Below are 11658 nucleotides of genomic sequence, written 5' to 3'. Positions count from 1 at the left end.
AAAAGCCCCGGCACCCAGGCGTACGGCGACGGAGTCGAGCCCGGCGGACCGTTTCCCGGTGGTGCTCCACCCGACGCCAGTCGCGGACCGCCGCCGACCAGCCTAGTCCGGCCCGCCGGCCCGTCGTCGGGTGATGTCCAGCCAGGGCTTCACCCAGCCCAGAAAGCGGGCGTGCATCCGCTGCGGGTCGGGCCCCGGGTCAGGGTTGAGTCGGGTCAGGTCCTCGACCGCCTCCTGAAGCAGGGTGGCGAGGTACACGTGCAGTGCGGTAGGGCTGTCGTAATAGTCGAGCGGCAGCAGGGTCCGGACGGTCAGGCAGGGCCATTCGGTCGCGCACGTCCCGCAGAGCCAGATCGGGCGCCGTGGCGTGTGCGGAAGCTGGTTCGGCTCCAGCTCCTGCGGGCCTGTGTCGTTGGTCGGCGGTTGGCCCGGCGATTCCGGGTCCGGTGCGGTGGCGGTCATCGGCTGGCACCCCGTCCGTCGTGGGTCTGCGCGGGGGTGAGCCGATCGGCGCGGCCGGCACCGGGCTGGCCAGGCGGGGGATTCCCGACCCGGAAGTGTCCCGGGTTGGTCGGCCGGTCCTGGCCGCGAGCCGGCGATGGCGGCGATGGCGGCGTGGGAGTCGCGCCGGGGCAGTCCCGGCGCCGGCCGCACCGGCAGTACCGCCACAGTCGCAGCCAGTCCGGTCGGTGTGCTTCCTGCGTACGTCGTGGCCAGGTCATCTGCCGCGACCTCCCTTCGGGTCGTGGAGGCGGGGGCCGTCGCGGCTGGAAGGCGTACCGGGACGGTCCCCGCGCGGTCCGCCCGTCCTGGTCGATATCGGGTCCGCGCGGTCCGGCTGATTCCAATCTGGACCGCCGGGCCGCCGCACGGCAGACTGCCAGGGCGTACTACACAGCGCAGTCGAGTACTTACAGGAGAGGTAAGTGTGTGCACATGGAGATGTGGATCCGGGCCCTGAAGGCGGCCCGCGCGAGCGCCGAGGTCTCACAGGAACGCCTGGCCGCGATGATCAACTACAGCCCGTCCACCATCGCGGCGATCGAGACCGGTAGGCGCCGGCCGACCATGCCATTCGCGATGGCCGCCGATCAGGCGTTGGGCACCGCCGGCCTGCTGGCCGAGTTGCTGGCGGCGGCGAATCGGCAGGAGTCGCCGAGCTGGTTCGCGCCGTGGCGGTCGATCGAGGAACAGGCGACCCGGCTGCGAACGTTCGAGCCGTTGCTTGTGCCGGGACTGTTGCAGACCGAGGAGTACGCCCGCGCGGTGCTGACCGGTAGCGGGCTGCACACGCCGGACGAGGTCGAGCGGCTGCTGGCGACCAGACTCGAACGGCAGGCACTGCTGACCGAAGAGGAGCCCAAGCTCTTCACCGCGATCGTGGACGAGGGCGCGCTGCGCCGGGTGGTCAGCAGCCGGGACATCCAGCGAGCCCAGCTCGGCCGGCTGGTGGAGTTGGCCGCCCAGCCGCACATCCGGCTGCACGTGATCCCGGCCGACGCGGGCGGGCACGCCGGAATGGCCGGCGGTTTCGTCCTGGCCACCCTGCCGGATGGCGACGAGGTGGCACACATCGACGGGGTCTTCGGTCAGGTCATGGACCGACCGGACGCCGTCGGTATCGTGGGGCGCATGTGGGACGTGCTGCTCGGCGAAGCCCTGCCCGAGCGCGCCTCCCTGGAGCTGATCGAGAAGCTGGGAAGTGAACTGTGAACACTCATCCCACCCCCCGCTGGCGCACCTCCACCCGGTCCGGCAACGGCGGAAACACCTGCGTGGAGGTCGCCGACAACCTGCCCGGCCGGGTGCTGGTCCGGGACAGCAAGGACCGGCCAGGACCGGCGTTGACGTTCGCCCCGGACGCTTGGCGCTCGTTCGTCGCCGGGCTCGCCAGCCGGCCGTAGCCGTACTCGGCAATACCGCTCTGACCTGCACCGACGTGAGTACGCCTCGGGTCGGTACGGCTCGACTCGCGCCTGTCGTACCCGGGCCGTACCGTTCTATTCAGGTGCTTCTGAGACAAGGACGGTGAGGGCGGATGTCCCGAGAAGGCGATGTCAACCACCCCACGCGTGAGTTCCCCGGTTACGCGAAGGGGCAGGCCACACCCGGCCCGGCCGATCCGTGGGCGGGCAACGACCGGGAGCACGCGGAGCCGTTCGAGACCGACGCCTCGCACCCGGAGACGTCCCGTCCCGAGCCCGCCGGTGGCGGCAACCGGGGCCGGGGCCTGGTGCTGTTGGCCGGGATCATCGGCCTGGCGGTCGTACTGGTGCTCGGCGTACAGGTCAGCGGGCTCCTGCCCGACCTGCGGAACCCGTTCGCCAAGGAGGAGACCGACCGCAGCCAGCCGCCGCTGCTGAAGTCCATCCAGGACCTCAGCCGGTACGTGGCGGCGGAAGGCAACTTCGAGGTCGTCGTCGACCTGGAGAAGAACCGGAAGTACGTTCCGGAGTTCCTGCTCGGGGAGCGCACCCTGTTCGTCGGCGCGGGCACCGTCGACTCGTACGTCGACTTCGGGAAGATCGCCGAAGGGGCGGTGGTCGAGTCGGCGGACCGGAAGTCGGTGGAGATCAAGCTTCCGGCACCGCAGCTCGGGGAGATCAACCTGGACCTGGAGCGGAGCTACGTCTTCGCCGAGAAGCGCGGCGTGCTCAACCAGCTCGGGGAGGTCTTCGGCGGTGACCCCAACCGGCAGCGCGAGGTCTACCTGAAGGCCGAGCAGAAGATCGCGGATTCGGCCAAGAGCAGCGGGCTGACCGAGCGGGCCCAGGAGAACACCCGCAAGATGCTGGAGGGGCTGCTCCGCTCGCTCGGCTACGAGAAGGTGACCGTCACCTACACCCAGCCGTAGCCGCCCAACTGACAGCGCCGCCGGGTCCCGTCGCGGACCCGGCGGCACTGTTCATGTTCGGGGAAGGAGTGCGTCAGTGGGAGTTGGCCAGGTAGCGGTCCTCGTTCGGCATGATGATCCAGAGCGCCAGGTAGACGATCACCTGCGGGCCCGGCAGCAGCACGGACAGCACGAAGAGCAGCCGCATCATCCCGGCGGACATGCCGAAGCGACGGGCGAGGCCGGCGCAGACACCGGCGATCATTCGGTTGTCCCGGGGGCGGGTCAGCTTGCGACTCATCGTCGTCTCCTCACTCGGCGCCGGAACTCCACCACATCGGGTTCCACGGCGGCTGTCTTCAACGGTAGGAACGCCACGCTCGGGCGCCCTCGGTCCGGAGGGGGATCCGGACATGCCGTACCCGTAGGTATGTACCCGGGCGGGCCGCCCCCGATACCTGCCGTCCGGCTCCGGGTAGGCTCGCCGATCGGCAGCTCAGGGGCGATGCTGGGGGTAATCGGCGGAGTCGCCGGGGCCGAAGGCCGGCAACGACGCCGGCTCGGGAGGGGTATCGATGATCAGCGCTTTCGACCTGTTTTCGGTGGGGATCGGTCCGTCGAGTTCACACACCGTCGGTCCGATGCGGGCCGCCCGGACGTTCGCCACCGGACTCAAGGCCGATGGCCTGCTCGCCGGCACGGCCAGGGTGCACGCCGAACTCTTCGGCTCGCTCGGCGCGACCGGGCACGGGCACGGAAGTGGACCCGCGGTACTGCTCGGGTTGCTCGGTGAGGCGCCGGAGACGGTCGACCCGGACCGGGTCGCCGAGACGGTCGCCGGGATCCGGGCGGAGGGCCGGCTGGCCGTACTCGGGGCGCACGGCGTCGACTTCGACTTCGACCGCGATCTGGTACTGCACCGCCGTCGCTCGCTGCCGTTCCATCCCAACGGGATGACCTTCACCGCGTACGACCTGGCGGGTGAACCGGTGCGGAGCCGGACCTACTACTCGGTGGGCGGCGGGTTCGTGGTGGACGAGACCGCGACCGGCGCGGACCGGATCAAGCCGGACACGACCCGGGTGCGGTACCCGTTCTCCACCGGCGCCGAGCTGCTGGCCCTGACCGCCGAGACCGGGCTGTCGATCAGCGGGATCATGCTCGCGAACGAGCGGTCCTGGCGGAGCGAGGCGGAGATCCGTACCGAGCTGCTGGAGATCTGGCGGGTGATGCAGGAGTGCGTCGAGCGGGGCAGCCTGCGGGACGGGACGCTCCCCGGCGGGCTGCGGGTCCGGCGCCGGGCCGCCGAACTGCGCCGCGGCCTGGAGGCCGATCCGGGAGCCACCGACCCGCTCCGGGTGATGGACTGGGTGACGCTGTTCGCGCTCGCGGTCAACGAGGAGAACGCGGCCGGCGGCCGGGTGGTCACCGCGCCGACCAACGGTGCGGCCGGGATCATTCCGGCGGTGCTGCACTACTACACCCGGTTCGTGCCGTCGGCGTCGGACGACGGCGTCGTCCGGTTCCTGCTCGCCGCGGCGGCGATCGGCGTGCTGTTCAAGGAGAACGCCTCGATCTCCGGTGCCGAGGTGGGCTGCCAGGGCGAGGTGGGTTCCGCGTGTTCGATGGCCGCGGCCGGGCTGGCCGAGGCGCTGGGCGGTACGCCGGCCCAGGTGGAGAACGCGGCGGAGATCGGCATGGAGCACAACCTGGGTCTGACCTGTGATCCGGTCGGTGGACTGGTGCAGATCCCGTGCATCGAGCGGAACGCGGTCGCCAGCATCAAGGCGATCACGGCGACCCGGCTGGCGCTGCGGGGCGACGGTGAGCACGCGGTCTCGCTGGACAAGGTGATCAAGACGATGCGGGAGACCGGCGCCGACATGAAGGTCAAGTACAAGGAGACCGCCCGGGGCGGCCTCGCCGTCAACGTCATCGAGTGCTGACCGCCCGCACCTGACCACCTGACGTCCGGCCGACCCCGGCGACCCCGGGCGGCCGGACTGCCCGTGGTCGATGGAGAGCGGCGGATGGCGGGTGGGTGTCTGGTAGCTGGCGCGGCGGTGGGCGTCCGGTAGCGTTGGGCCCTCGTCGGGTTGCGGGTCCGTGGCCGGAAGCCGGAGCGGGCACCGAGTCCGGTTAGTCGTTTTTCTAGGGATTTTCCCGACTGGTACCCTATGGCGCGTCGGCGGCTGCGCCGGAGCGGCTCGACCAGAACGAGCGGGAGGCGGCTGTGACGTCTGGCGTGGTGGCGGTGTGGTCGCACCGCAACACGCTCCGGCTGCTCGTCCGGCGGGACCTGGCCGTGAAGTACCAGCAGTCGGTGCTGGGCTATTTCTGGTCGCTGATCGAGCCGCTCGGGATGGGCGCGATCTACTTCTTCGTCTTCGGACTGCTCTACAAGTCGGCCACCAACCGGCACCTCGGCGACGCCGCCGACTCGTACCCGCTGTTCCTGATCACCGGCATCTTCGCCTGGATGTGGACCAGTTCGGCGATCGGCGAGGCGACCAACGCGCTCACCGGGCAGGCCCGGCTGATCACCACGATGAACCTGCCGCGCGAGGTGTTCCCGATCGGCCGGGTCGCCGGCCGGTTCGCCGAGTACGTCGCCGGGCTGCCGATCCTGGCCGCCGTCGCGATCGTGTACGCCTCGCTCGGAAAGATCGATCTGGGCGTCACGCTGCTCGCGCTGCCGCTCGCGGTGCTGATCCAGGCGACCCTGCTGATCGGCGTCGCACTGCTGCTCTCCTCGCTCAACGTGCTGATGCGGGACATCGAGCGGCTGATGCGGCTGGTCACCCGGGTCCTGTTCTACGCCACCCCGATCATCTACCCGCTGACCCTGGTCCGGGAATCCTCGATGCCCGACTGGGTGAAGATCGCGTACGAGATCAACCCGCTGGTCGGGATCTTCCAGCTCCACCACGCGGTCTGGTACCCGGACGAGTTCCCCGACGCGCGGCTGCTCGGGGTGGCCGCCGGTGGCAGCCTGCTCGTCCTGCTCGCCGGCTGGTGGGTGTTCCGCCGGCTCGAACCCGCCGTACTCAAGGAGCTCTAGTGGGCGGGGCGATGATCGAGGCGGACAACCTGGGCATCCGGTTCGTCCGCAACCGGCGGCGCAACCTGCGGCTGCGGGAGATGTTCATCCACCGGGGCGGTCGGCAGCCGGCCGCCGGGGTGTTCTGGCCGCTGCGCGAGGTCTCGTTCGAGGTGAATGCCGGCGACACCGTCGGGATCATCGGCCGCAACGGCACCGGCAAGAGCACGCTGCTGCGCCTGATCGCCGGGGTGCTGATCCCCGACGAGGGCGAGATCCGGGTACGCGGCGCGGTGGCCCCGCTGCTGGAACTCTCGGCCGGCTTCTCCAACGACCTCACCGGGCGGGAGAACGTCCACCTGGTGGGCTCGCTGCACGGACTCAGCCCGAGCTTCCTCCGGCGGCACTTCGACCAGATCATCGACTTCGCCGGTGAGCAGATCGCCAACGCCATCGACACCCCGGTCCGGCACTACTCGTCCGGGATGAAGGTCCGGCTGGGCTTCTCGGTGATCGCCCAGCTCCAGCATCCGATCCTGCTGATGGACGAGGTGACGGCGGTCGGCGACGCCGACTTCCGGAAGAAGTGCTACGACACCATCGACGGACTGATCGCCGAGGGTCGTACCGTGATGCTGGTCTCACACAATGAAAACGATCTCACCCGGTTCTGTACCCGGGGACTCTATTTCGACGGAGGACGATTACGGGTGGACGGCACCATACGCGAGGCACTTGACGCATACCACGACGTGGTCAGGCCGTGATGCTGGCGATCCTGCTCACCCCGACCCGGCCCGGCCCACCCCTCACCCTCGCCGGCGGCAAGCCACTCGCCGCCGGACTGCGCGAGCAGTTGCGCGCGGCCGGTGCCCGGGACGTCGTACTCACCGATGATCTGGCGGAGCTGGCCGTGCTGGCCGGTACCGTCCGGGAGCCGGTGCTGCTCTGCTCCGGCGACCTGGTCGCGCACACCGCCGTACTGCGTCACCTCGGCACCAGCCCGATGCCCGGGACGGTGGCCCTGGTGCTGCCCGACCCGGACGCCGGGCCGGTCGCGGTGCTCGAGGACCGGGGCCAGGTGGTCGCCGCCGGGCCCGCCGACACCCTCGGCGCCGCCCCCACGGGCGCCTCCGGCGGGGCGGTACGGGTCGGCGTGGCCGACCTTCCCGCCCTGGTCGCGGCGGCCCACGCCGTCGCCGAGGCGGAAGCCCGCACCGGCATCCACACCCCTGCCGCCGGCGCCGTCGCCGTCGGCAGCCCCGGCGGTACGTCGACCGTGCTGGACCGGCTCCTCGCGGAGCTGGCCCGGCCGGACTCCGCCGCCGGGTCGGGGATCACGATCTTCGCTTCCCGGGTACGCCTGCTCGTCGCCCGTCGGGTCGCCGATCCCGCCGAGCTGGCCGACGCCGAGGCGGCGGTGGCCGCGGTCGACTCCGACCGGGCCGAGTTGCGGCTCTCGGTGAAGGAGAAGGACGACTTCTTCACCACGTACTTCGTCAGCACCTGGTCGCCATGGGTGACCAAGCTGAGCGCCCGACTCCGGCTCACCCCGACCGGGGTGACCGCGATCTCGGTGGCCTTCGCGGTGGCGGCGGCGGTGCTCTTCGCGCTCGGCGGCCGGCCGGCGCTGGTGGCCGGTGCGATCCTGCTCTACCTGGGCTTCATGCTGGACTGCGTCGACGGGCAGCTGGCCCGCTACACCCGGCACTTCAGTCCCTGGGGCGGCTGGCTGGACACCATCGCCGACCGGGCCAAGGAGTACCTGGTCTACGCCGGCCTCGCGGTCGGGGTCGAGCGGGCCGGTGGACCCGGCTGGGCGCTCGGCATCGCCGCGATCACCCTGCAAACCGTCCGGCACATGACCGACACCTGGTACGGCGCACTGCACGACGAGGCGGCCAAGCGCCCCCGTACCGCCGCCGGTCCGGGCGCCACGGGTGGGCTGGGTGACCGGCTCAGTCAGGCGTCGAACCGGGTGCAGGCCGACACCGGCTCGCTGACGTACTGGCTGAAACGGACAGTGGTCTTTCCGATCGGTGAACGGTGGGCCCTGATCGCGCTGACCGTGGCGATCTTCAGTCCGCTGGTCAGCCTGGTCGCCGTACTGGTCTGGGGTGGGCTCGCGGCGGCGTACACGCTGGCGCTGCGTACCCTGCGGGCCCGGTCGATGCGGGTTCCGGTGCTGACCCGGGTGGACACCATGCTGCACCGCGACGACGGGCCGGCGGCGCGCTGGCTGGCGGTGCTCGGTCGGAACGCGGGCCTGTCCGGGCCGTTGCCGCTGGCCGTGCTCGCGGCGGTGGCCAGCGCGGCCCTGCTCGGCGCGGGCCTGGCCGGGCTGGGCAGCGGGCACGCGCGCTGGGCGGTGCCGCTGGCGACCCTGGTGGTGCTGCTCGCCGGGCTGCCGGCGGCGGTGCCACACGCCGGGGCGCTGGACTGGCTGGTGCCGGCCGCGCTGCGGGCCGCCGAGTACCTGCTGGTGATCGCGGCCGGCGTGCTGATCGACGCCGACGGTGCGGTGATCTTCGCGCTGCTCTTCGCGCTGGCGCTGCGGCACTACGACCTCACCGCCCGGCTGGAGAAGCGGGAGCGCGCGCCCCTGCTCGGCTCCCTCGGGTTGGGCTGGGACGGACGGCTGATCGTGCTCTCCGTCGCCGTACTGGTCGGCCCGCCCGCCGGCCGGATCGTGCTGCTGCTGCTCGCCGGGTACCTATTGGCGATTTTCGTGGTGAACGCGCTCCGTGGCTGGGTACCCAGGGACGTCCCCGGCCCACGACAGCCGACCGCTGTCGAGACCAGGACGGACGGACAGCCCGGATCCGACGACGCGCTCGCGGTCGCCGGGGCCCGCGAGGGCTACGTCCCGGCTTCCGGGGAATGGGACCGGGGTGCCTCCCCGGCGGAACGGGACCGGGACGGATGACGCCGCTGCCGGGGTGATCGGCCACCCCCGACTGGCGGCGCGGGAGAGGAACGGATGACGCTGCCAGCGGGGGACCGGCGCCGATGCCGCTGATCAGCTTCGTCGTGCCGGTCTATCGGGTCCAGGGTTACCTGCGCGACTGCCTCGACTCGATCCTCGACCAGCCGGTCCGGGACGTCGAGGTGGTCGCGGTCGACGACTGCTCGCCGGACAGCTGCGGCGAGATCGTCGCCGAGTACGCCGCCCGGGACCACCGGGTCCGGGTGGTGACCCTGGACGAGAACGTGGGGCTGGGCGAGGCCCGCAACATCGGCCTCGACCTGGCCACCGGGGACTACGTCTGGTTCCTGGACAGCGACGACTGGCTGGTCGACGGCTGCCTGGTGGCGGTGGCCGAGCGGCTGCGCCGGGTCGAGCCGGAGGTGCTGGTCGTCGACCATGTGCGGGCGTACTGGAACAACCGGACGCTCGGCAGTGGCCTGGACGACACGATCGGGGACTCCGGCGACGCCGTCTTCGGGGTGCGGGACCGGCCCGAGGTGATCGGGGTGCTGCACACCGCGTGGAACAAGGTGGTGCACCGCCGGTTCCTGGTCGACCTCGGCCTGCGCTTCGGCCCCGGCTGGTACGAGGACGTCTCGTTCAGCTATCCGGCGCTGCTCGCCGCGCGCCGGATCAGCGTGCTGGACGTGGTCTGCGTCAACTACCGGCAGCGGCGTTCGGGCGCGATCACCCGGACCCTGGACGACCGGCACTTCGAGGTCTTCCCGCACTGGCGACGGGTGTTCGATCTGATGCGGCGGTGGGGGCCGGAGTACGACGACCTCCGGCCGATGATCTTCGAGCGGATGGTCTGGCACTACCTGATCGTGCTGGGCAACGGACGGCGGGTCTCGCCGCAGCTGCGCAGGGCGTTCTTCGAACAGGTGGCCGCGGATTACCGCCGCTGGCTGCCGCCGGACGGGTACCGGGTGCCGGGCGGGGTGGAGGGGCTGAAGCACCGGTTGGTGGCCGGCGGCCACTGGCGGGCGTACGTCCTGCTCCGCGCTGTGCACCGGTCCCGGGGCAGCGCCCGCCGACTCGCCCGTCGGCCGCTGCCGGGCCCGCTGGTCCGGGCCGCCCGGCTGGCCGTGCCACCTTCCCGGGGCGTCCGGCCGCCGCTGCCGGCGCCGCTGTCCCGGCCCGTCCAGTTGCCGGCCGTGCTCTCCCGGGCCCGCCGGCTGACCCGGGCGGCGCTGCTGCGGGGCTACTACCACGCCCAGTTGCGGGCTCCGCTCGATCCGACGTTGGCCCTGTACGCGTCGTACTGGTACCGGGGCTACGCCTGTAATCCGGCGGCGATCTACGCCAAGGCGCGCGAACTCGCCCCCGGGATCCGGGGCGTGTGGGTGGTACGGCGGGACCGGGTGTCGAGCCTGCCGCCCGGAGTGCCGTACGTGGTGGCCGGGAGCCGGCCGTACTTCCGGGCGCTGGCCCGGGCGCACTGGTTGATCAACAATGTCAACTTCCCCGACTACGTGGTGAAGCGGCGCGGCTCGGTGCACGTGCAGACCCACCACGGCACCCCGGTAAAGGTGATGGGGCTGGACCAGCAGCGCTATCCGCGCGGTGCGGCCGGGTTGAGTTTTCCCGGACTGCTGCGCCGGATCGACCGCTGGGACTACAGCGTCACCGCGAACACCTTCTCCACCCAGAGGTGGGAGCGTGCCTATCCGGCGGACTACCTGACCCTGGAGGCCGGTTATCCGCGCAACGACCGGCTGGTGAACGCCGGGCCCGAGGAGATCGGGGCCGTCCGGGACCGGCTCGGCATCGCAGCCGGCGACCGGGTGGTGCTGTACGCGCCGACCCATCGGGAGCACCATCCCGGCTACTGGCCGCCGTTCGATCCCGGTGCGCTGCTCGACGTCCTCGGGCCGGCCGGCCGACTGCTGATCCGGGGCCACTACCTCGATCCCGGTGCGGTGGCCGCCGGCGGTGGCGCTTCCGGGACGCCGGCCTCAGTGGGCTCGCCGGACGTCGGGGACCGGGTGACGGACGTGACCGGTCATCCGTCGGTGGAGGATCTGTACCTGGCCGCCGACGTACTGGTCACGGACTACTCGTCGGCGATGTTCGACTACGGCACGCTGGACCGGCCGATCGTGATCTACGCCCCGGACTGGGACGACTACCGCCGGGAGCGCGGGGTCTACCTGGACGTCCTCGCCGAGGGGCCCGGGGTGGCGGCGACGAGCCTGCCGGAGTTGCTCGACCTGTTCGACGGCGGCGCCGTCGACGGCGCCGAGGCGTCCGGGGCCCGCGCGCGTTTCCGGCACCGGTTCTGTGCGCTGGACGACGGCCGGGCGGCGGAGCGGGTGGTCCGGCGGACCCTGCTCGACGAGCCCGGCTGACGCTGGACGGGGGTCAGGCCTCCTCGGCGGGCAGGTGTTCGGCGGCCCACACCGAGATCTGGTGAAGCGCCGGCATCAGCGCCAGCCCACGGTCGGTCAGTTGGTACGAGACCGTGACGGGGGGCCCTTCGTCGACGGTCCGGGCGACCAGCCCGTTACAGGTCAATTCCGACAGTCGGTCGGAAAGCACCGAGTCACTCACCCGGCCGACGGCACGGGACAGCTCGCGGAATCCGGCCGGCCCGGCGCTCAGGCTGCCGAGTACGACCGCCGTCCAGCGCTTGCCGAGCACGGTGAAGGCCCGGGTCAGGGCGGCGTCGCTGCGTACGCAGGCCTCGGGGGTCTCCGCACTCGTCCTGGCCGCCACCCCTCCATACTACCAACGGGAATGTCGCTAGTCTTTTAGAAGTTGCTAGCCTGGACAGTGCGACTCCTAAGTTAGGTGTCGCTACTGATTCGGATACCG

10 protein-coding genes, 1 pseudogene and 1 riboswitch are annotated in these 11658 nt (G+C 71.4%); of the genes and pseudogenes, 8 read left to right on the top strand and 3 right to left on the bottom strand.

From position 1 onward, the window contains the following. Positions 1 to 5: 5 nt before the first annotated feature. A riboswitch (ZMP/ZTP riboswitch) is annotated at positions 6 to 94 on the bottom strand. Positions 95 to 102: 8 nt separating this feature from the next. Next, positions 103 to 462 (bottom strand): hypothetical protein, encoded by a 360-nt coding sequence (locus tag H4W31_RS05385; RefSeq protein WP_225945401.1) that lies wholly within the window; start codon positions 460 to 462, stop codon positions 103 to 105. 474 nt (positions 463 to 936) lie between these two features. On the opposite strand from H4W31_RS05385, the gene H4W31_RS05380 reads away from it, so the two are divergent. The 3 genes from H4W31_RS05380 (at position 937) to H4W31_RS05370 (ending at position 2854) form a co-directional block, all read left to right on the top strand. Then, a complete protein-coding gene (locus H4W31_RS05380) occupies positions 937 to 1713 on the top strand; it encodes a helix-turn-helix domain-containing protein (RefSeq protein ID WP_225945400.1) in 777 nt (258 codons plus the stop codon). Then, entirely contained in the window at positions 1710 to 1904 is a 195-nt protein-coding gene (locus tag H4W31_RS05375) for a DUF397 domain-containing protein (RefSeq protein ID WP_192765630.1), read from the top strand. The genes H4W31_RS05380 and H4W31_RS05375 overlap by 4 nt, the downstream gene beginning before the upstream one ends. Before the next feature lie 134 nt (positions 1905 to 2038). Then, positions 2039 to 2854 carry a DUF4230 domain-containing protein gene (locus H4W31_RS05370; protein ID WP_192765629.1) on the top strand — a complete coding sequence of 272 codons (816 nt, stop codon included), beginning with the start codon at positions 2039 to 2041 and terminating at the stop codon, positions 2852 to 2854. Positions 2855 to 2927: 73 nt separating this feature from the next. Here the strand turns inward: H4W31_RS05370 and H4W31_RS05365 are convergent, their stop codons facing one another. Beyond that, a complete protein-coding gene (locus tag H4W31_RS05365) occupies positions 2928 to 3134 on the bottom strand; it encodes a PspC domain-containing protein (RefSeq protein WP_192765628.1) in 207 nt (68 codons plus the stop codon). Between the two features lie 274 nt (positions 3135 to 3408). Here H4W31_RS05365 and H4W31_RS05360 point away from each other — a divergent pair, with 274 nt between their 5' ends. The 5 genes and pseudogenes from H4W31_RS05360 to H4W31_RS05340 all read left to right on the top strand — a co-directional run bounded on the left by H4W31_RS05360 (position 3409) and on the right by H4W31_RS05340 (position 11192). Next, on the top strand, positions 3409 to 4779 hold the full coding sequence (locus H4W31_RS05360; protein ID WP_192765627.1) for an L-serine ammonia-lyase: 1371 nt from the start codon (positions 3409 to 3411) through the stop codon (positions 4777 to 4779). 287 nt (positions 4780 to 5066) lie between these two features. Then, entirely contained in the window at positions 5067 to 5894 is an 828-nt protein-coding gene (locus H4W31_RS05355; protein ID WP_192765626.1) for an ABC transporter permease, read from the top strand. Positions 5895 to 5905: 11 nt separating this feature from the next. Further along, positions 5906 to 6640 (top strand): ABC transporter ATP-binding protein, encoded by a 735-nt coding sequence (locus tag H4W31_RS05350; protein ID WP_225946175.1) that lies wholly within the window; start codon positions 5906 to 5908, stop codon positions 6638 to 6640. Continuing rightward, positions 6640 to 8634 (top strand): annotated as a pseudogene (locus H4W31_RS05345) (DUF5941 domain-containing protein); the annotation flags it as partial. The gene H4W31_RS05350 and the pseudogene H4W31_RS05345, both read left to right, overlap by 1 nt. A 248-nt stretch (positions 8635 to 8882) precedes the next feature. Beyond that, entirely contained in the window at positions 8883 to 11192 is a 2310-nt protein-coding gene (locus H4W31_RS05340; RefSeq protein WP_192765624.1) for a bifunctional glycosyltransferase/CDP-glycerol:glycerophosphate glycerophosphotransferase, read from the top strand. A 13-nt stretch (positions 11193 to 11205) separates the two neighbouring features. Here the strand turns inward: H4W31_RS05340 and H4W31_RS05335 are convergent, their stop codons facing one another. Further along, positions 11206 to 11559: a winged helix-turn-helix transcriptional regulator gene (locus tag H4W31_RS05335; RefSeq protein ID WP_192765623.1), complete on the bottom strand. Its 354-nt coding sequence runs from the start codon at positions 11557 to 11559 to the stop codon at positions 11206 to 11208. Positions 11560 to 11658: the final 99 nt, after the last annotated feature.

Source organism: Plantactinospora soyae (assembly GCF_014874095.1).
Lineage (GTDB): Bacteria > Actinomycetota > Actinomycetes > Mycobacteriales > Micromonosporaceae > Plantactinospora > Plantactinospora soyae.
Note: the sequence above shows the minus strand (reverse complement) of the source record. Positions and strands in the feature narration are given on the sequence as shown.